The 19,737-nt window shown below is 47.0% G+C and carries 17 protein-coding genes and 1 pseudogene; 14 read left to right on the top strand and 4 right to left on the bottom strand.

The window, feature by feature from the left end:
- Positions 1 to 127 precede the first annotated feature (127 nt).
- Positions 128 to 2,128, bottom strand: coding sequence for a S9 family peptidase (locus tag ACR1R9_RS21795; protein ID WP_433922740.1), 2,001 nt, complete (start codon positions 2,126 to 2,128; stop codon positions 128 to 130).
- 343 nt (positions 2,129 to 2,471) lie between these two features.
- Here ACR1R9_RS21795 and ACR1R9_RS21790 point away from each other — a divergent pair, with 343 nt between their 5' ends.
- The 6 genes and pseudogenes from ACR1R9_RS21790 to ACR1R9_RS21765 all read left to right on the top strand — a co-directional run bounded on the left by ACR1R9_RS21790 (position 2,472) and on the right by ACR1R9_RS21765 (position 6,605).
- A complete protein-coding gene (locus ACR1R9_RS21790) occupies positions 2,472 to 3,041 on the top strand; it encodes an STM3941 family protein (RefSeq protein WP_083678977.1) in 570 nt (189 codons plus the stop codon).
- A gap of 37 nt (positions 3,042 to 3,078) precedes the next feature.
- Entirely contained in the window at positions 3,079 to 3,945 is an 867-nt protein-coding gene (locus ACR1R9_RS21785; RefSeq protein ID WP_099855644.1) for an aldo/keto reductase, read from the top strand.
- Positions 3,946 to 4,135: 190 nt separating this feature from the next.
- Positions 4,136 to 4,545, top strand: a pseudogene (locus tag ACR1R9_RS21780) (GntR family transcriptional regulator).
- Positions 4,538 to 5,236: an ABC transporter ATP-binding protein gene (locus ACR1R9_RS21775; RefSeq protein ID WP_063567684.1), complete on the top strand. Its 699-nt coding sequence runs from the start codon at positions 4,538 to 4,540 to the stop codon at positions 5,234 to 5,236. The pseudogene ACR1R9_RS21780 and the gene ACR1R9_RS21775 overlap by 8 nt, the downstream one beginning before the upstream one ends.
- Positions 5,233 to 5,973 carry a hypothetical protein gene (locus ACR1R9_RS21770; protein WP_099855646.1) on the top strand — a complete coding sequence of 247 codons (741 nt, stop codon included), beginning with the start codon at positions 5,233 to 5,235 and terminating at the stop codon, positions 5,971 to 5,973. Before ACR1R9_RS21775 ends, ACR1R9_RS21770 begins: the two co-directional genes overlap by 4 nt.
- A gap of 134 nt (positions 5,974 to 6,107) precedes the next feature.
- The gene (locus tag ACR1R9_RS21765) at positions 6,108 to 6,605 is read left to right on the top strand and encodes a hypothetical protein (protein WP_433922741.1); all 498 of its coding nucleotides are present in this window, start codon (positions 6,108 to 6,110) and stop codon (positions 6,603 to 6,605) included.
- Positions 6,606 to 6,756: 151 nt separating this feature from the next.
- Here the strand turns inward: ACR1R9_RS21765 and ACR1R9_RS21760 are convergent, their stop codons facing one another.
- The 3 genes from ACR1R9_RS21760 to ACR1R9_RS21750 all read right to left on the bottom strand — a co-directional run bounded on the left by ACR1R9_RS21760 (position 6,757) and on the right by ACR1R9_RS21750 (position 9,233).
- Positions 6,757 to 7,650: a WYL domain-containing protein gene (locus tag ACR1R9_RS21760; RefSeq protein ID WP_433922742.1), complete on the bottom strand. Its 894-nt coding sequence runs from the start codon at positions 7,648 to 7,650 to the stop codon at positions 6,757 to 6,759.
- Positions 7,598 to 8,953, bottom strand: a complete 1,356-nt coding sequence (locus ACR1R9_RS21755) for a helix-turn-helix transcriptional regulator (RefSeq protein WP_310852105.1) — start codon at positions 8,951 to 8,953, stop codon at positions 7,598 to 7,600. The genes ACR1R9_RS21760 and ACR1R9_RS21755 overlap by 53 nt, the downstream gene beginning before the upstream one ends.
- Positions 8,954 to 9,104: 151 nt before the next feature.
- Entirely contained in the window at positions 9,105 to 9,233 is a 129-nt protein-coding gene (locus ACR1R9_RS21750) for a hypothetical protein (protein ID WP_433956393.1), read from the bottom strand.
- Positions 9,234 to 9,464: 231 nt separating this feature from the next.
- Between ACR1R9_RS21750 and ACR1R9_RS21745 the strand changes: the two genes are divergently transcribed.
- The 8 genes from ACR1R9_RS21745 to ACR1R9_RS21710 all read left to right on the top strand — a co-directional run bounded on the left by ACR1R9_RS21745 (position 9,465) and on the right by ACR1R9_RS21710 (position 19,716).
- A complete protein-coding gene (locus tag ACR1R9_RS21745) occupies positions 9,465 to 10,958 on the top strand; it encodes a TROVE domain-containing protein (RefSeq protein WP_433922743.1) in 1,494 nt (497 codons plus the stop codon).
- Between the two features lie 25 nt (positions 10,959 to 10,983).
- Entirely contained in the window at positions 10,984 to 11,787 is an 804-nt protein-coding gene (locus ACR1R9_RS21740) for a nucleotidyltransferase domain-containing protein (RefSeq protein WP_433922744.1), read from the top strand.
- Positions 11,788 to 11,808: 21 nt separating this feature from the next.
- The gene (locus ACR1R9_RS21735; protein ID WP_433922745.1) at positions 11,809 to 13,266 is read left to right on the top strand and encodes a 3' terminal RNA ribose 2'-O-methyltransferase Hen1; all 1,458 of its coding nucleotides are present in this window, start codon (positions 11,809 to 11,811) and stop codon (positions 13,264 to 13,266) included.
- Between the two features lie 65 nt (positions 13,267 to 13,331).
- Complete coding sequence (locus ACR1R9_RS21730) at positions 13,332 to 15,941, top strand: polynucleotide kinase-phosphatase (protein ID WP_433923668.1); 2,610 nt, start codon at positions 13,332 to 13,334, stop codon at positions 15,939 to 15,941.
- A gap of 247 nt (positions 15,942 to 16,188) precedes the next feature.
- Positions 16,189 to 16,440, top strand: a complete 252-nt coding sequence (locus tag ACR1R9_RS21725; RefSeq protein WP_063567677.1) for a hypothetical protein — start codon at positions 16,189 to 16,191, stop codon at positions 16,438 to 16,440.
- Positions 16,441 to 16,703: 263 nt separating this feature from the next.
- Entirely contained in the window at positions 16,704 to 18,566 is a 1,863-nt protein-coding gene (locus tag ACR1R9_RS21720) for an S-layer homology domain-containing protein (RefSeq protein WP_433922746.1), read from the top strand.
- Between the two features lie 19 nt (positions 18,567 to 18,585).
- On the top strand, positions 18,586 to 19,107 hold the full coding sequence (locus ACR1R9_RS21715) for a hypothetical protein (RefSeq protein ID WP_433922747.1): 522 nt from the start codon (positions 18,586 to 18,588) through the stop codon (positions 19,105 to 19,107).
- A gap of 87 nt (positions 19,108 to 19,194) precedes the next feature.
- On the top strand, positions 19,195 to 19,716 hold the full coding sequence (locus tag ACR1R9_RS21710) for a hypothetical protein (protein ID WP_433922748.1): 522 nt from the start codon (positions 19,195 to 19,197) through the stop codon (positions 19,714 to 19,716).
- Positions 19,717 to 19,737 lie beyond the last annotated feature (21 nt).

Genomic DNA, 19,737 nt, shown 5'->3' with positions numbered 1-19,737 from the left:
TCAGGATATGACCGATTCTACTGGTGGTTTTTTTGCTGATCCTGAATTCTTCTCGCACAGGCAGACATGAAGAGCAAGAGGAAGAATATTTATTTTTTATTTCATAAATGTGATCTTAATGATGGCGTTACAAGTGCTCGTTAAACCATCCGGCAATATGCTCCAGACGACGTACCCTTAAGTGCGGGTGACCTCCGCGAGACAGCTCGTGATTGGCTCCCGGGAAACGAACGAACCGAGTGGTCTGTTTGCGCCGCTTCAAGGCAACATACAGTTGTTCAGCCTGTTCAATCGGACAACGCAGATCCTGCTCACCATGCAAAATCAGCAGCGGCGTGCTGACATTACCCACATATGCAAGCGGGGAGTGTTTCCATAACTTCTCGGTGTCATCCCATGCATTACCGCCAATCTGGTCTTCCGTGAAAAAGAATCCAATATCACTGACTCCGTAGAACGAGAGCCAGTTAGAGATGGAGCGCTGAGTGACGGCTGCCTTGAAACGGTCAGTATGTCCAACGATCCAGTTGGTCATAAAGCCACCATAGCTGCCGCCAGTGACGCCCAGACGGGACTCGTCGATAAACGAATATCGGGACAACGCATAATCCATGGCTTCCATCAGATCACGATAATCCCCGCCGCCATAGTCACCCCGGCAGGCATTCACGAATTGCTGCCCGTATCCGAGCCCACCTCTTGGATTGATATATACAACAGCATAGCCCTGTGCTGCGAGGATCTGGAACTCATGCATAAACGTAAAGCCATACATCATATGTGGACCGCCATGAATCTCAAGGATAGTTGGGACTTTGACCCCTTCCACCATGCCAGCCGGTTTGAGCATCCAGCCTTGCAGTCGCAGGCCATCAGAGGAATCGAACCAGAAGGTCTCCGGTGTGCTAAGTTGGATTTCTTCATCCAGTTGAGGATTGCTATGGGTCAATTGTATAGGCTCGGCCCCAACTTCATCAGGTTGGGTATACAGAAAGAGATCACCAGGATGAAGTACGTCTGCTACGCCTGCCACAATCTGTCCATTTTCCAGCTCAGCAAATTGATAGAACTCTTTCTCGTCCGGCAAGATGTATTCGGCATGACTGCCGTCCTGTGCAAATCGGGCAATCCGAACGCTACCTTCAATAGTAGCAAGACAGAGAATGGATGAACCATCACGACTGAATACCGGGCCCGTATTGGTCAGGTGTGAACGCATATCACCAACGAGGCTGTGATTGATCTGGACATCCCATTCCTTGCTCAGACATACGGGTTGGCCGCCTGAGATCGGAAGGGTATAGAGCTTGACCAACGTAGCATTTCCATAGGAGCGGTCGCTAGCAAGCAGTGCAAGGGATTGTCCATCAGGTGCGTACGTCAGCCGGCCGAAAGAGTATCCTTCCGGGGTCAACTGCTGCACGTCAGATCCGTCAGCCTTAGCGCGATACACATGGTTCGTCAGGGTGTAATCGTTATGCTCCTCGCCCTCTTCCGGAAACTGAGCGATCCAGGCAATGGACTCTCCATCCGGCGACCACGCATAATCCCCAACGTCATAATGGCCTGTAGTTACAGGGATCGCTTCTCCGCCTTCGATTGGAACACGGAAGAGATGGGTTCGTCGACCGTTCCACAGTCCGCCGCTGTCAGATTTCATTCGAATTCGATCCACGACAAGTTCTTGCGGCATTTTTTTATCTATGTCTTCAGTTTCATCTTCGTCTTTTTCACTCATGTCCACAGATGACTTAACAAGCAAATTGAGCCCATCTGGTGACCAGAGCAGGGAGCTGACGCCATGCTTCAAATGACTGATTTGTTGTGCTTCTCCACCATCTGAGGCGATCAGCCACACTTGTGTTTTGCCTTCATGCTCTCGTAAAAAAGCAAGCTGTGAACCATCCGGCGACCAAGCAGGAGCGTGATCCTTATCCCCAGATGTGAAAGGTCTTTCCTTCTGGTTCTCCAGGTTAAGGAGTCTCAGGTGAGAAGAATAACCGTCTCGTGCTTCATTTGTTTTCCGACTTACATATACCAATTGTCCGCCCTGAGGAGACGGAGTTGGATCATTAACCCATGTAATTTGAAAAAGATCTTCCGATGTTATGCCGCGCAGACTCTTCATTGTTTGTCCTCCCACCACGATTCAGATTGTTTTAATTTCCTAACCTTTCCATTTATATTAACGGAAAGCATGAGGCAGGACAACACGATTCTAACGAACGTACTCCTATTTCTTAACAATATCGCCTGTGCCCGAAAGGAATTATTGGAAGCATGACGAATCCTAATGTTGAATAGTCATGAAATAGACGAAAAGCTGTCTGAAAATGATGTTTAATGTCAGTTGAATATGTTTAATGAACAATGCTATTTAAGTATATTTGGTAATCCAGCTCATTTAATGAGCTGTACCCCTTTTATATAGATCATTCTTGTCTCAGTCACCATGAAGGAGGAGCATCACTTTGTCCACATCCTATGATCAACAGCACGTGGAATACCCGAGCCGGAAACGAATGGCATGGCTTACAGTAGGGGCGGCACTTTTTGTAGCAGCCGGATTTTTTTTGATGTTTGATGATTCTTCAGCCAAGGGATCTGCCATTTCTTCCGTTATAGGCTTGTTCTCCATTTTATTTTTTGGGCTTTGTCTCTGCTACAGCCTGGTGAAGATGATTAAGAAGGAACCTTCCTTTGTTGTCGATGAACATGGGTTTGTGGATTCATCTTCTTACACATCAGGAGGGTTAATTGCCTGGAAAGATGTTGAGAATATTTTTATGTATGAATTCATGGGACAGAAGATGATTGGGGTTAAATTGTGGGACGAGAAAGCGTTTCTGGATCGTCAGAATGGGATGAAGCGCAAATTAATGACGGTAAATAGCAGCATGGTCGATGCTACGGTAAGCATTGCCCAGAGCAGCCTCACGTTACCACTGGATCAGTTGTATATCATGATGGTGGAGCGTTGGAAGCGATCGAATGAAAGGGCGAGTGAAGGGAGTAGCTTTGATCTGTTTAATAATCAATAGATAGGAAGAAGAGTATTCTCAGATTGGAGGAGTACAGATGCAACAAGGAAATCAGATGCGTACGATCCAGCTACCCGATGGGACAACATTACCTGCAATCGGACAGGGAACATGGTACATGGGTGAGAAACAATCCAGTCGGAGAGAAGAAGTTCAGGCACTGCGTCATGGTATTGAACGTGGAATGACAGTAATAGATACGGCTGAGATGTATGCTGAAGGCGGGGCGGAAGAGGTCACTGGTGAAGCGATAAAAGACTGTCGCGATGATGTATTTCTGGTATCCAAGGTATATCCTCACCATGCGGATCGGAAGCAGATGATTACCGCTTGTGAGCGCAGCCTTTCGCGTTTGGGTACAGATCGCTTGGATCTGTACTTGCTGCACTGGCGTGGAGGTGTGCCGTTGGAAGAGACGGTTGAAGCTCTGGAACAGTTGAAACAATCAGGCAAAATTCTGCGCTGGGGTGTCTCGAATCTGGATACAGAGGACATGCAGGAGCTCTGGAACGTTCCAAGTGGTCAGCATTGTGCAGTGAATCAGGTGCTGTATCATGCAGCTTCTCGTGGTATAGAATACGAGCTTCTTCCCTGGTTGAGGGAACGCCGTATTCCTGTGATGGCATATTGTCCACTGGCCCAGGGAGGAAGGCTTCGTAAAGAGTTACTGGAGCATTCAGTCATCCGTGAGATTGCTAAGGATCGAGGAGTCAGTCCTTCGCAAATTGCGTTATCCTGGGTTATTAGGGATGGAGACATACTGGCGATCCCGAAAGCTGTACAGCTGAATCATGTTGCAGAAAATGCTGCGGCGATGGATGTTATTTTGACCCAAGATGAAATGGTTCGGTTGAATGAGGCATTCCCTGCACCTAAGGGCAAAGTGCCTTTGGATATCGTATAGAAAACTTCTTGTCAGACCGATTACATCATACAATGAACGAAGTTGAAAGAATCAAGAGTAATAAGAGCAGATCTGAGGATCTGTTCTTTTTTTTGCATTTGAAGCCATTTTAAATAAATGGGCTTTACAACAACAAATCACTAGTGTACTATGTAACTAACACACAGATACAGAGAGGAGCGAGGACATTGTGAGCATCGAATTTGACAACAACTTGCCAATCTACCTGCAGATTATGCAGTACATCAAAAGACAGATTGTGACCGGAACACTTAAGGCAGGCGATAAAATTCCTTCGGTTCGTGAGCTCGCGGCCGAATTACAGATCAATCCCAATACAGTACAGCGAACATTTCAGGAGTTGGAGCGGGAAGAAGTGGTTGAAACCAAGCGGGGTCTGGGTCGATACGTGACAAGTGAGGAGTCGAAAATTATGACGATCAAAAAGAGATGGCTGGTGAATTGCTGGAGCGTTTTCTGACAGGAATGCAGGAACTGGGCATCGAAGAACAGGATATCGTAAATATCGTGGCGGATGCCGTTGCAGAGGGAAAGCAATCACTGCATCGTGATGGAAGAGGAGGAACAGGGAATGAGTAATATTCTTGAGCTGAACCATGTGAGCAAAACGTATGGCGGCAAGAAAGCACTTCATGACATCACGCTTGATATCGCACCAGGCCGAATTGTAGGTCTGCTGGGCAGTAACGGCAGCGGTAAAAGTACTTTGATGAAGCTGGTTGCAGGGCTTCTGCACCCCAGCAGTGGAGATGTTCGTGTTACGGGAAAAGCGGTAGGTTTGGAAACGAAGTCGCTGGTATCCTTTATGCCGGACCGCCCATTGACCGAGAGTTGGATGAAGGTACGGGACGCGATTGCGTATTACCGCGATTTCTACGCTGATTTTGATCAAGAGAAAGCGAGAGAGATGCTTGATTTCATGAAGCTTGGAGAGGGAGATAAGGTAAGACATCTGTCGAAAGGCATGAATGAACGACTGCAATTAACACTGGCTCTTTCCCGTAAAGCTCGTCTTTATCTGCTCGATGAACCGATTGGCGGGGTAGACCCGGTTGCACGTGGCAAAATTCTGGATGCGATTGTGAAGTTCTATGACGAAGACAGCAGTCTGATCATCTCTACACATCTCGTAACGGATATTGAACGAATTTTTGATGAAGTGATCTTCATCCGTGAAGGGGAATTGGTAATGCGGGAAGAAGTGGAGACACTGCGTCTCAAGTACGGTAAAAGTGTGGATGAAATGTTCAAGGAGGTCTATGCGGAATGATGACACTGCTGAAGTATGACTTTAGAAGGAATTGGAATACATTGTTGGCTGGGCTAGCCGTATTGATTATCGTTCAGATTGGGCTGGCATTGTTTTTTTCTGAAGTAACAGGGAGTGTTGTAGGTGTCATTGCATATGTCGGAGCAGGTGTGGCTATTTATGTGAAAATGATCAAGACATACCGATCCAATATCCGTTCGTTCAACCGCCGTCTTGTGCCGGTAACAGGGCTGTCTCACGTCTTGTCTCCGATCATATTCGGAACACTCTGCTGGTTGGGCTTAATGGTTGTTGCTGCCATTCACTACTTTATTTACAGTACAACGCATACAGGGATTAACTTTACCAGCTACATTAACGATTCGGGTATTCATCTTTCGGAGATTCTCAATGTGTTGCTGTTTCTCTGGTGGGTGGCTATGTTCAGTATCATAATCATCTTTCTCTCCATTTCTATCGGAGGCAGCTTCCGCTTTAAAACAGGACCGTGGATTAGTATTGTCGCATTTTTCGTACTAGTCAATGTCATTAGCTGGCTGGAGAATATCATCTTCTCGGGTCGTTTTAATTCGAACGAATTATTTCATTTCACTGAAGAAAGCACAGCGCTCTCCTTTACGTCCAATCGGATTACATGGTCAGATGGAACATGGGCCAGTATTATTTTTGAAATCATCGTGGCCGTGATTTTGGTTGGTGTTGCTGTGTATCTGAATAATAAAAAAGTTGAAGTTTAAGATAAAAATCTGTCAGCTGCAATTTAGCTGGCAGATTTTTTATTTGAAGCAATTTCCAGTTCTTATACGTAAATAGGGATATATGTCGTTTTACAATAAGGGAGAAGGTTTATTTCTTGTAAGGGAGGAATTCCATGGAACTCTATTTCAGAGATAATTTCTTTAATGCAGGGTACACCGAGATTATGAACCATGAACAGGAACAGGCAGGTCATCTCGATTTGAAAAGTGCCTTTGGTTCATCGCTTGATGTATTCGATAACTCGGGAATCATTTGCAGTGGTAAATTCCGCATGTTTAGTAACCGTTGGGATGTGACCTCAGCCGATGGAAGGGAGTGGGGTGTCTTACGGGCGAGGTTCAGCTTTTTCAGTAAGAAGTATGAGTACGATGCAGGACCACGTGGTGTGTATGATGTCTCCGCGCCGGCGTTTTCACATGATTATGATATCACCGGGATGGGCGGTAAAGTTGTGGCAAGCTTCAGGCGTACAAGTGGCTGGTTTGGTTCAGGCGCATTTGTGTTAGACAACCAATCAGAACATCTGGACACGTATGAATTGATAGCGGCTGTGATGGGTGTGCATGCGATTAATAAAAGAAGGAACTCGGCTGCCGGTAGTGGCGCGTAGAGAAAACATATGAACAAAGAGGCTGTCCCTCAGGTCGTTAGTATAACGGGGGACAGCCCTTTTTGTATTATATTATTCTAATGAAACGAACACACGCTATTTGTCCCCCTATGCATAAGTTGGACGTTTAACGAATCACAACTAACAAGAGCTATGCAGAATCACTGCCGTCTGCATTGGCGAAAGGCTTTTCAATGGTGTGGCTGCGCACTCCTCCAGAAGTCCGTTCAGGCAGTGCTTCAAGTTCGGTTTTCGCATAGCGTGCCAATACTTTGGCGGCTGTCTCGGACATTCGCTCTCGAAGCGCAGCATTGTCTGCAATCCGTACCCGTTTGCCCAGAAAACGCATTTTGGACAGCACATAATCCATCTCATTCCGCGGAATGGTCAGTTCAATGCGGTACGTCTGTTGGGCTTCCACAAATTCCACCTGCTTCTCGAAGCAGGAAAAGGCATACAGAATTCGGGACAACTCCTGATTGAACTCCGGCAGCACTTCGATCATTACGGTCGTCTTCCGGTTTTCCGTTAAAATCGCGATTTTGGCAGCATATTGAGAAGCAGTTTCCGGTTGAAGCGGCTGAGCTTCCGCGGTAATGATGCTGTGCAGCTTGGTGGACATCAGTTTGCTGTAGAGTGGAGCATACCAGAGTACGTACCATTCTTTTTTGACCATGGAATATTCGAGCTTGTAGGGGTATCCAAACTGATCCTGGCTGATTCGTCCATTGCGTACACGCCCTGTCAAGCGAAACCCCTGATGATGCAAAATCATCTGCCGTAATGGTTTGAGCAGCGGATGAAAGACACTGTTTTCTTCACTTTTGGCTTTTTCGGTCAGGTAATCCTGAAGGTCCAGATCCTGCTCTGCATCCAGCATGTCATGCATTTTGTGCAACGTGTCAGGGTTTAGTGCTTCTGGTGCGGCAGGGTGATTCAGCATCATGCGCAGCCAGGCCCGTTCCTGGGATGTCCAGGTAAACAGTCCGGTTTCATTCAATCTCGTCATCATCTGGTAGTTGAACATCTTCTCGAACAGATTCATAATATTGCGCAATCTCCTTCCATTCCTTAATCATCTCCTGACGCAGCCTCTGTGGAGCGATCACCTCACAACTTGAGCCAAAACTCCGAAGCCACGGCTTAATCTCGGTGATACCGTTGACCTGGATTTCATACAGGAAGGTATGTTCCGTTTCGGGCGTAATCGTTCCCCATTGGCCTTGCAAACGAACCCGATCCAGAATGAAGTTACGCTGGCCGTCCTGAGGATGGAAGAATCGTGCTTGAACCGTTACGGTGTTCCCCGTATCCACCAGCCAGCTGTAGCGGCTGATCTCGGCCCACTGTTGTTTCAATTCGAGCATATATCCTTCTTCAATCGAATCCTGTTCCTCCAGCTGTGTAATGCCTTCCATGCGGAATTTCACAAAGCCACGGCGTCCCTGATATCCAATGACATACCAGCGACCATACTGATGGTCATAGACCACTTCAAGCGGTACGATCCGGTTGAATCGTCCGCCTGCTTCCCGTTCAAAGCGTGGATTCGTATTCTGCGAGCTGTAGCTGGACGGTTTTTTGGGTGAATAGTACAGAAACTTGACATGTTTTCGTTGGCGAATTGCACTAAGCAGAGTGTACAGATGTGCTTCGTCCAGAATGCGTGAATAATAGTGGTATTTATATATGAATGGCTCGGTGGCTTCTTCCTGCGGATAACTTGCGGCAATGGCCTTTTTGAGACTGTCCCGCAATATATAGCCTTGTACGGACGGAACCTGAGTGTTTGCCATAATATCCACAAAATCATACAACTCCAACTGTTCTTCCACGGATAGACCCGTAAGTACGTCCTGCTGCAAAAGGTAACGATATGGCCTGCCGCCAGGTTCCTTGCGGATCACCCCCACTTCTTCCAGATACTTCAGATCGGAGCGAATGGTCTTTTCGTCAGGCAGCGCCAGTTCCTCTGGAAGTTCAGCGCAGCAGGCATCCAGTAATTCCATTGCGGTTAAAGCTTGATCTTGCAGGGTATGCAAAAGGACAGAAAGTCGCTGCACTTCAGTCTCTTTCATCGACTTGGCTCGAAAGAGGAAGAGCAGCATAGGCTCAGCAGATTCTCCGTACTGGAAGCGAACAAGGTCCGCCATTTCTTTGTTTGGTTCCGAGCCTGAGCGTTGGTCAGCGACGGTCTGCATGATTTCTTTTAATCTACGCTGGGTTTTATCAAATGTATGTACGGAGATGCCGAGCCGTTCGGCATACTGTTTACGGTTGTACGCACCACTTGTCAGGGACAGCATGCGCAGGAATTGAATTTCTTTGTCAAAGCTCTCTTTAGCCATGAATATTCACTCCTTGGTGGCCTGGAGTCAGGCGGATGTATGGATGACTATGTTGGCAGAACAATTCTTCGTTATATAGAAACATTGGTGATCTGCCCATTTACTATATCCCTACATTGTATCAGGATGAGTGGTTGGTTTCATTTTAAACTTATGGAGGTTGAATCAATTTCATAATACCTTTAGCTGCTTCAATCGTTACAAAACGATAATTTAATGAGTTATGAAATTGATTCGTCGCCATACTTTCGCCATGTTCGCGTGCAAATGTGTGAGGCATAATAAGGTTGTGAAGCGGGGCAGCAACAAACTCTGCGGATCAAGGTTCCGAGGCGCCAGGGAGGGTTACTTCGACTGTTAATCGACCAGGTCGTTGGTTCGAATCCAATCGCCGCCGTTCATGGCGGTGTAGCTCAGCGGTAGAGCGGGTATTATACCTTCCCACCTTTTTCCTCGGAACATTTTATTATGGAATATCAGTAAATAGACTCACACCGGGAGGTCATGAGTGATGAGCAGAGCAAAACAATTATTTAATCAACCTCAGCCAACGACACGTAATCATGGGGGTTACGGAGCCTATGACCGTTTGGTGGAGGAACAATATATACAGATGTTGATGACCAATACATTGAACAATACGTTTTATGCAGACACACAGCAACTGATGGATGATGCGATGGTCAGTCATCAGGAGATGGCTGAGGTCGATGCAGGGTTTATGGCGCGGGCGCTGGTCTATGCTCGTAATGAAGGCTTGATGCGGTTACAGCCTCTATACGGGCTGGCACTCTTGTCCAAGGTGGACCCGGATCAGTTTGCGAAAGTATTCTCCAAGGTGGTACAGACACAGGCTGACTTGGCCGATTTTCTGACGATTCTAAGAGGAACGGGGCGAGGACAGGGCGGTCGAGCGGTGAAGCGCCAGGTGAGTCAATTTTTGAACGGCATCACTGAATATTGGGCAATCAAATACAACGGGCGCGGACGTGGATACAGTCTGGGCGATATGATCGCTACAGCACACCCCAAGCCGACAGATATGAAGCAGCAAGCCTTGTTCCGTTATTTGCGAGGACATGAGGTGGATCTTACGGACCTGCCGCAGTTGCAGGCGCTGGAAAAGCTGAAGGCTACCCCAAACCCGGCAAGTAGGATGCATCTGATCGAAAAAGGCAAACTGCCGTATTCGGTGGTCACATCGATCATGCAGCCGACACGTACGGTATGGGAGGCGTTGATGTCTCAGATGCCCACCTTTGCATTGTTACGTCATCTGAATGCGATGGATCGGGCGGGAGTGTTTGAGAAATCGAAAAATATCGATTACGTAACGGGTCGTCTAACGGATGCAGAAGCCCTGCGCAAGTCGCGCATCTTACCTTTCCGATTCGCCAGTGCATATGAAATGATCGCAAGAGAAGAGCTGCGCTCTGCTTTGCGGGAAGCGGTGGAGCTATCGATTGGCAACCTGCCATCGTTGCCGGGAAGAACCGCCATTTTCCTGGACCGCTCCGGTTCCATGCAAGGGGATTATTTGCGAATTGGATCGGTGCTGGCACTGGCGCTATATAAACAAACACGAGGCAACTCGCTGTTCTGGTTATTCGACCATATGGTTGAGGATGCTCGTCCCAAGATGGATGAAAGTATTCTTTCTCAAGCTCATCGGATTCGCGCACAAGGTGGAACTGACACGGGACGGCCTGTACGAGAGCTTCGGGATATTGGAGAGAAAGTGGATCAGATCATTATGATCACCGATGAACAGCAGAATGAAGGCAGTCCGTTATATGCTGAGCTTGTACGTTATCGGCGGATGATGAATCCGGACCTGAAAGCATATATTGTGGATATTGCACCTTATCAGCAGGCAATGGTGCCGCCACGGGATGGCAATACCTTTTATATCTATGGGTGGAGTGAAACGGTACTGACGTATATTGCTGAGACTGTAGCGGGATATGATACACTTGCGAACCGGGTGAGAGAGATAGAGATTTAAATTGGAAAATGTGGAGGCCACAGAGATGACTCATGTTCATGAAGAGATGAGAGATACGATTAGACAGCAGCTGAAGCAGATCGAACAGGAGGAGCAGGTGCGGATCATCTATGCCTGTGAATCGGGCAGTCGGGCATGGGGATTTCCTTCACAGGACAGCGATTATGATGTTCGTTTCCTGTATGTGAGACCGCTGGAATGGTACTTGTCCATTGAAGATAAAAGGGATGTTATCGAACGCCCGATCAGTGATCAGCTTGATATTAATGGTTGGGATTTACGCAAAGCTTTGAAGCTGTTTCGCAAGTCGAATCCACCGCTGCTGGAGTGGCTGCAATCCCCGATTCAGTATGACGAACCGTACAGCGTGGCAGAGCATATTCGTGCACTATCGCCTTTGACCTTCTCACCAAAGTCCTGTATGTACCATTATCTGAATATGGCGAAGGGAAACTTCCGGGATTATCTGCAGGGTGAGCAGGTGAAGATCAAAAAGTATTTCTATGTGCTGCGCCCACTGCTCGCCTGTGGCTGGATCGAACGTTATGACGCGATGCCGCCGATGGCATTTGAAGAGCTGGTGCAAGAGCTTGTTCCTCAGAGCGCGCCGCTCTATACGGAAATCCATGAACTGCTGCGCCGGAAAAAGGCGGGTGAGGAACTCGACCTGGAACCGCAGCTACCTGCGATACATGCTTTTTTGGCGGAGAAGATCGCGCATTTTGAAAAACTGGCCACCCAGCTGGAGAATGAACAGATTATTCAATATGAAGAACTGGACCGGATTTTCCGTTTTGCACTGCAAGAGGTGGGGGCGGCAAAGGAATAACAAGGAGAAGGAGGAGAACTGATGCATCTAATGTTGAAAGCAAGAGGAGCAGGGTCAGGAGCTGTATCGCGTTTGCTGGCGAAGAATCCACATAACGTATATGACCGGATGGAAAAAGGTGTACGCGTACGAATTGTGTACATCACCGATACTGAGAGCGAAACCGAAGTGCTGATTCATGCCGAACCTGACCCTGTTGATCTGGTAAGAGGCACTCCGAACGGTTACGACATCACACAATATATTAATGACCGGGAATTTGTGACGAGCAGTCTGTTCTGCTCCTACATACGTCCTGCACTGGGGACGGCGCTGAATGGTAAACCGAAGGAAGACTATGTGCAATGGGTGGAGCATCCGTTCGATATGGAACTGTCATTTGGACCTGTTGCATCGGACCTCCCTGATCGGGTTGTGGAGGAACTATTCTCATCACTCGGCTACGCGGTTACCCTTGAGCGAGATGAGTTGTCTTATACGTTTGATCTGAAAAAGAAAAGCTCAATCCGTCGTATTAGGCTGCATGGACAGGTCACGGTGCAAAATGCACTGCGTCAGTTATTTCTGCTGATCCCAGTGTTGGACAACTACAAACATTATTTCATCAGTGAAGACGAGATTGATAAGATCAAACGTTATGGCGAAGGATGGCTGGAAAACCATCCGTTGAAAGAGCTTATTGTCCGACGTACACTGCGATTTTCTGAACTGATTCGGAAGTATGAGCTTCAGGAAGGGGCTTTGTCTGTTTCGGTTGAGCAGGCAGGTGAGTTGAATCAGATTTCGGATAAGGATATCAATGAGAGTGATGAGGGGATTCAAGATGGCTCCGCAGGTGAGGTTGAGCGATCTGAGTCACCAGTGAGATTAAATGAACTGCGTTATCGTGCAATCACGGAAGTGGTCACAGGTCTTCCAGTCAAACGACGTATTGTCGATATGGGAGCCGGGGAAGGCAAGCTTTCTGCCCGCTTAGCCTACATTTCGGGCGTGGAATCCATTCTGGCCGTTGAACCATCAGGTCAGTCACGGCTTCGGGCTATGGAGCGCTTTGCGAAGCTGGAAGATCGCAGTGGGGTCATTGCTATGCCAGAGCCTGTGATCGGTTCGCTCTATTATTTTGATGAACAGATGCAAAATCAGGATGTCATGATCCTGTGTGAAGTGATAGAGCATATCGAAGCGTATCGCTTGAACGGAATTATGGATACCATTATGAATGATTATCGACCTGATGTGTTGCTGGTGACGACTCCGAACAAAGAGTTCAACGAAGTGTACGCGATGGAGCAGGAGGACTTCCGTCACCATGATCATCGTTTCGAGTGGACTCGGTCGGAATTGGCTGAACGATGTGAGGAATGGGCACTTCAAGGGAATTATACTTTTGAAATAAGGGGTATTGGTGATTACGCAGAGGAATACGGACAACCTACACAACTGGTCATTTTTGAGCGGAGAAAGGAGAATGGATCGTGAAGAACAACAGGGAGCCTAATGAGATAGAAGATACAGTCAGGTGCCAGGGTGATGAGGCGAATGCCTTGGATCGAAGACAGCGTGAAATTCGCTTGCCGCATGCAGGCATCGTTGTTCTGGTGGGGCCTTCGAACAGTGGTAAAAGCACGTTGTTGGATCGTCTCGTTGTAGAAGGTGTCATCCGAAGAACCGAAGCAGTCTCATCTGACCAATTCCGAATGTTAATTGGAGATGACGAGTATGTGGATTGGAAACATCGGCCTCGTAGCGAAGCAGACGTAATCTATGCCGAGTATCAGCAAATATCTGCCAAGGCGTTTGAAGCGATGGAGGCGATGCTTGGGGCCCGCTGCCGTCTGAACAAGCTGACCTGGGTTGATGCCACCCATCTGTATCCAGAGGATCGTCAGCGTTTGATTCAAATCGCCAGAAAAGCTCATGTACCCGTGATTGCTGTCGTACTGGATATCCCTGAAAAAGAACTGCTCGAACGTGATGTTCAGCGAGAGTATCCGCGCGGACGTCAGAGGGTGAAACAACAGTTGCAGCAGTTTAAACGAACACTACGCTCCGTCCGTGAAGATGGCTTCGACGCTAATTATGTACTGAAACAGCCCGATGAATTCTCGTTTATCCGTACATCCAACCCTCTTGTGATTGATATGGATACAGGTATCGACATCATTGGGGACATTCACGGCTGTTATGATGAAATGATGGAATTAATTCTGCGACTCGGATATGAGGATAAAGATGGAAGTGGTCTTTACTATCATCCGGAAGGACGGAAATTGGTTTCAGTTGGAGACGTAACCAGTCGGGGACCAGAATCGTTAAAATGTCTATTGTTCTGGCAGCGGCATTGTGCATCCGGACTGGCCTACATGATCGACAGCAATCATGGCTGGAAGATAGGACGTTATCTGGATGGTCGTGACGTTTCGTTGAGTCATGGCGATGAATATGTGGAGGCCGAGCTTATTCAGTTGGAGCAGGAGCGGGGCCAAGAGACGGCACTGCAAGTACGGGAAGAACTAAGGACATTTCTGCTTGATGCGCCATCGCATCTTATTTTTTCAAGAAATGGTGTACGTCAGGTGGTTGTAGCACATGCAGGGATTCGGGATCACTTTATCGGGAAACAGTCCAAACGCATTCAGGATTATTGCCGCTATGGTGATGTGGAGGGAACGGATGAACACGGTAGACCGATTCGCAAGGATTGGTACGTAGATCACACTTCGGGTGAATGCATTGTCTGGGGACACGATCCGCATCCATATCCCATGATAGTGAATGATACGGTCAATATTGATCAAGGCGTTGTCTTTGGTGGTATGCTCACAGCATGGCGGATGCCTGAACGCGAAGCAATTAGTGTTCCTGCGAAGCAGGATTACGCTCAAGATCCGGATAGTCCACTTAAACGTTGGGAACGGCGAAGATTTGCCCCGCCTAACTTGCGCAAGTTCAAGGAAGGATTCACAGTGCAAACCGGGTCCCGGCTGGATGTATCCATTCATGCTGAGGTCGCGAAGGCGGCGATTGATACGTTTTCCCATTTTACCGTACCTTTGGAGGAACTAGTTTATATCCCACCTACGATGAGCCCACCACCAACAGCTTCTTCGGTAGAAGGGTATTTGGAACATCCACGGGATGCGTTCCAGTACTACCGATCTCAGGGTGTTACTCGGATGGTAGCGGAGAAGAAACATATGGGAAGCCGTGCCATTATGCTCCTGTTCCGAGACGAACAAGTAGCGGAGAAGCGGGTGGGAAGATCAATGCTGGGGAACATTGTGACCCGGACAGGACGTTCCTTTTTTGACCGGACGATTGAGCAGAAGGTGTTATCAAGATTACATGCGGATTTGATCGCAGCGGATTATTTTGACCGTCATCAGACGGAGTTCGTATTACTCGATGCAGAGATTGTACCTTGGAATCTGAAAGCGCGTGAGCTGATCTCATCGCAGTATGCACATGTAGCGGAGGCCTCATTGATGGATCGGGAATTGGTGGTAACCAAATTGCGTGAAGCCGAGATGGAAGGCCGAGATGTGGGGGAGTGGTTGCAGGACACAGAACGTAAGCTTGCCAATGCTAGAACATTCCGCGACGTATTTCAGAAATATTGCTGGGATGTAGAGGACATCGGAGATATTCGTATTGCGCCGTTTCATACCTTGGCACATAGCACCGGAGCGTTCTGGGATCAGACACATGAATGGCATATGGAGCAAAATCGTGAGTTCTCTCGGATGTCTACGATGATGATGGAAACAGAATATCGCGTAATTGCAGGTAGGGCAGATGAAGATGAGGTCATTCGTTGGTGGGATGAAATCACGGCAGAAGGACATGAAGGTATTGTCATCAAGCCGGAAACATTCCGTGCCTGGAACGGCAACAAAATGATCCAACCTGCGATTAAAGTACGAGGTCGTGCGTATTTGCACATCATTTATGGCATGGATTACCTTGCACCGGATAATTTGTCCCGGCTCAGCAAACGCAAAACGTCCAAAAAAGAGCGCCACGCTCTGATGGAAAGTGCCTTGGGCATGGAGGGAATCGAGCGTTTTGTGCGCATGGAGCCCGTGGAAAGGGTGCATGAATGTGTTCTCGGGACATTGGCTCTGGAGTCTGAACCGGTGGACCCACGTTTGTAACAGGATCGATGAAGCATGAGACTTCTGATTCCTTTAGATGCAAGGTAATAGGGCAGGTTTGGTATATCCAAGCCTGTTTTTGTTTATTTTTCGTCAAAATATTTCATTCAAGATAATTAAAATTAGGAGTTTTAACGTTAATATAAATAACTAAAGCCCTATATGTTTCCAATCCATTCTGGGTAATAATTAATAGTAAGCAAGTGGTCATTGGAATCTCACAACGTAACGATAGGGGGTAACCTGTATGGCGTCAATGATTCTGCTGGTGAAACAGACGGAAGACGATGAAAAGGTTATTTATCGATTCGGACCGAATGAGCGGAAGATGGGACTCATTGAAATGAATAAGGTCAAGGAAAGTGTGAAGGAACTGGAACCTGTTCAGGTGGAGGGTGTCAGTCCGAGTTTTTATTTTAATCGGGCCGCGCAGCGACTGGTTCGATGTTTGTTCAGAGAAGGTGGCAAGTTCCCTGAACGGACGACATGTGAATCTTAGTAGTCAATTCAAATGAGTCATAGAGACTTAGCTCAAATTTTCTATCATATATTCATTAATAAAGAAGTCCAGGCACATCCGTTGAAGGGTGTATCTGGACTTCTTTTTGTATTCCATATCGAGATTAACTTGTTCAGAATCCGTTCAGAACGACCTGATATATTGATAAAACATGGATGGAAAATGTATTGGTTCAACTTTCATTGTATATAGCACAACATTTCTAGGTCTCTAATTTACTATCGAAAAGGAGAGAAAAATCTTTGAATAAATGGCTTTTACGCACAACGCTTGGTGTTTTCTTGTTAAGTCAATTTCATGCGACTGCTGTATCCGCGCAAGTTACCGAAAAACTTTTCTCGGATATAGATCAAGCCTCCAATTGGTCTCTGGCCTCAATCGCTTATCTGAACGAACTGGGCATTACCCAGGGCTATGATAACGGGACGTATCAACCGCGCAAAAAAATTACTCGTCAAGAGGTGGCTGAATTGCTTGTACGGACTCTCCAGTTACCGGCCAATGAATCTACATCCGTGCTGCCTCCGGATGTTCGTGCAAGCAGTTGGTCTGCAAACAGCATCCAACGAGTTCAGAGCCAAGGACTGATGGGCAATCCAAATGAGCCGTTTCGGCCAACAGATCTGGTAACTCGGGAAGAGTTGTTGTCCATCTTTGTCCAAGCCACTGGAGCCCAAGGAAAAGGGACTGCCGTACTGTCGGATCGTGAAGTAAGTGATCCTGTCAGCAAGCAAAGCATTGAAACATCCATGGAAATCGGTTTGTTGCAGGGGGATGGTCAAAAGTTGGCTTTGGATAGACCAACGGAACGACAGGAAATCGCTGTCTTTTTGACTCGTTTGATTCAGGCACTTGAAGAACCGAAAACGAGGGAGATGGAACTCACCATTATTAATGAGAGTACTGTCCGTATCGGTGCTTTCAAATATCCGGTGACAGACGAGATTCAAAAACTGCTGACCGCTGCCAACAAGCAGTTCCTCGAAGGGGCGACCTTGAAGGTCGCGCTGACACCGGATTACAAGATTCAGAACATTGTGGATTTAACGGTGCCTGCTTCCAAAAAGAATCTTGTATTTGATGGTGGAGATCTGCATATTACGGGGAATTTGATCATTTTGGGTGATGAACTAACCATCAAAAACCTTTCAGTGGATGGACAGGTATTGACTAATGGGAATACCAAAACCTCGCTGGTTTTTGAGAATGCCAAGATCAAAGGAATGGAATTGAATGTGGCTACCAAGTTAACTTTGACAGGCACGACTTCCGTTGACTCATTAACTGTGGCACAAAAAGCGGTTAAGGATTCTGAGATTGTTCTCCAGCAAACTAGCGTAATCAACGATATTATTGTTCCGGACAAGCAGCTCGTTCCGAATTTGGTCAAGGATTACAGTGGGAATCAGGGCAAGATCCAACTCATTAATGGGAAACCTCGAGACGTACAACCTACGGTTTCTACGGGTGGAACAACTACTGGCGGCAGTTCTGGGGGGAGTGTAAGTCCAACAGGACCAGTGGTTTCAACAATCGCCAAAATTCAGGAGGTTGCTGAGGCCTATCAGCTTCCGACGCAAGTGTCTGTCCGGATGCCTGATGGCAGTACCGTTATGAAAACAGTAATTTGGACTGCACCCAAAGATGTGCATATCACGAATAATGAAGTCCTCATTAATGAACCAGGAATATATCTGTTCACAGGTCAGGTTGAAGGTATCTCCGAAAAATCTCAGTTGAAATTGGATGTTAGACTGCCATTGAAACTGCAGGTAGGGTCAGAAAATTCGGGGATTGTCGTAACCACGCCTGGTGTGAGCAAAACGGTATCCTTCACATCTCAGCCTGTTCCTGAAATAGCAACGACCGTTAATCACGCCAGTTACTTGCTTGAATGGACTGATGAAAACGGCTCTTCATCTGATATAGAGCTGATCAGTACGCCAGGATATACATCATACGATGTCGGCAATGGCTGGCTTATTACGAAGTCCGATGATGCTGCCGTTGTCAGCAAGGAAACAATCTCGTTTGAGGTGAAATTCAATGCTCCGGGGACATACTCCGTGCAGATAAGTGCTGTGAAACATAAACATTTTGATTAAGAAAAAGGAGTGTTCTCTCATGTTGAAAAGGAATAAATTAACAAAAGCTCTGTTATTATCCTCTGCCTTGCTCTTGGCGGCCAGCCCTACGTATGCAGCTTCCGGAAGACCGGTATCCAATACGATTACGGCCAGTTTCAAGGTAAATCCTGTTGCTCCATCCTTTGTGCTAAAGTGGGTGGATGATGCGAACGCAGAACTGGAAACGCTGCCGTTGCAAACTGTGACTAGCGGAGAAAACAAGGATGTTAAGGTTCGTGCAACGACATCCAAGACCTATACAGATATCCAATTGTTGTTTACCATCACCCGTACAGACGGAACTGCAATTACTGCAAATGATGTGGAATTGAACGAATACGTAAACAATTCGCTTGGATCGCCAAGAACCGGAGAAGTTGGCGGTGATGGCAAACTGGCTATTTATACAAGGTATTATCAAACGGTCACTTCACCAGTGCATGACTTCTTGTACAATCTGAAATTCAACAACACGGGTGAGTACGAGATCAGCGTAGTTGCTCTAAATTCACCAGCTTAAGTCAAGATTGTGAAAAGTCTGCAATAGCGGGAGAGAGCCGGGAGAATCCGGTTTTTCCCCTTGGAGATAAAAAGGAGATCAATACCTATGAGAATCCCGAAATTTGTTAAGGCAGTACTTCTATCTACCGCATTGTTTACTATGGCGGCCCCAGCGTATGCCGACTATTCTTACACGCCTTTATCCAATAAAATTACAGCGACTTTCAAGGTGAATGCCCCGGCAGAACCTACCTATGTATTGAAATGGTTGGATTCAAGCAACCATGAATTGGAGGCACTTCCGCTTCAAACCGTAAATAGCGGGGACAGCAAGGATCTCAAGCTTCGCGCAACCGTTAGTCAGGACTTTAAGAATATCCAATATTATTTTAAGATTACCAGAACAGACGGAACTTCCATCACCAAAAGTGATTTGGATTTGTCCCAGTATAGAGATAGTGGTGGTCTAACCGCATTAAGTAGTAGTGTGGATGGGGAGCTACTTTTAATTTATTCCAAGAACTTTAGTACTATAACGAGTCCAAGCATGGATTCGACATTCAAAATTACATTCAACTCGTCTGGGCAATATCAGATTAGTGTTGTTGCTGTTTCAGCACCAATCTAATGAACCAAACAAGTCCATAAC

Origin of the sequence: Paenibacillus taichungensis, assembly GCF_050994985.1 — a bacterium.
In the GTDB taxonomy this organism is placed as follows: Bacteria; Bacillota; Bacilli; order Paenibacillales; family Paenibacillaceae; genus Paenibacillus; species Paenibacillus taichungensis.
This window is presented reverse-complemented; position numbering and strand designations above follow the sequence as displayed.

Bases quoted from the DNA above. Each gene is read 5' to 3' on its own strand.
- ACR1R9_RS21795 (WP_433922740.1), bottom strand. From the start codon at position 2,128: ATGAAGAGTCTGCGCGGCATAACATCGGAAGATCTTTTTCAAATTACA.
- ACR1R9_RS21785 (WP_099855644.1), top strand. From the start codon at position 3,079: ATGCAACAAGGAAATCAGATGCGTACGATCCAGCTACCCGATGGGACA.
- ACR1R9_RS21775 (WP_063567684.1), top strand. From the start codon at position 4,538: ATGAGTAATATTCTTGAGCTGAACCATGTGAGCAAAACGTATGGCGGC.
- ACR1R9_RS21770 (WP_099855646.1), top strand. From the start codon at position 5,233: ATGATGACACTGCTGAAGTATGACTTTAGAAGGAATTGGAATACATTG.
- ACR1R9_RS21765 (WP_433922741.1), top strand. From the start codon at position 6,108: ATGGAACTCTATTTCAGAGATAATTTCTTTAATGCAGGGTACACCGAG.
- ACR1R9_RS21760 (WP_433922742.1), bottom strand. From the start codon at position 7,650: ATGAATCTGTTCGAGAAGATGTTCAACTACCAGATGATGACGAGATTG.
- ACR1R9_RS21755 (WP_310852105.1), bottom strand. From the start codon at position 8,953: ATGGCTAAAGAGAGCTTTGACAAAGAAATTCAATTCCTGCGCATGCTG.
- ACR1R9_RS21750 (WP_433956393.1), bottom strand. From the start codon at position 9,233: ATGCCTCACACATTTGCACGCGAACATGGCGAAAGTATGGCGACGAAT.
- ACR1R9_RS21745 (WP_433922743.1), top strand. From the start codon at position 9,465: ATGAGCAGAGCAAAACAATTATTTAATCAACCTCAGCCAACGACACGT.
- ACR1R9_RS21740 (WP_433922744.1), top strand. From the start codon at position 10,984: ATGACTCATGTTCATGAAGAGATGAGAGATACGATTAGACAGCAGCTG.
- ACR1R9_RS21735 (WP_433922745.1), top strand. From the start codon at position 11,809: ATGCATCTAATGTTGAAAGCAAGAGGAGCAGGGTCAGGAGCTGTATCG.
- ACR1R9_RS21725 (WP_063567677.1), top strand. From the start codon at position 16,189: ATGGCGTCAATGATTCTGCTGGTGAAACAGACGGAAGACGATGAAAAG.
- ACR1R9_RS21715 (WP_433922747.1), top strand. From the start codon at position 18,586: ATGTTGAAAAGGAATAAATTAACAAAAGCTCTGTTATTATCCTCTGCC.
- ACR1R9_RS21710 (WP_433922748.1), top strand. From the start codon at position 19,195: ATGAGAATCCCGAAATTTGTTAAGGCAGTACTTCTATCTACCGCATTG.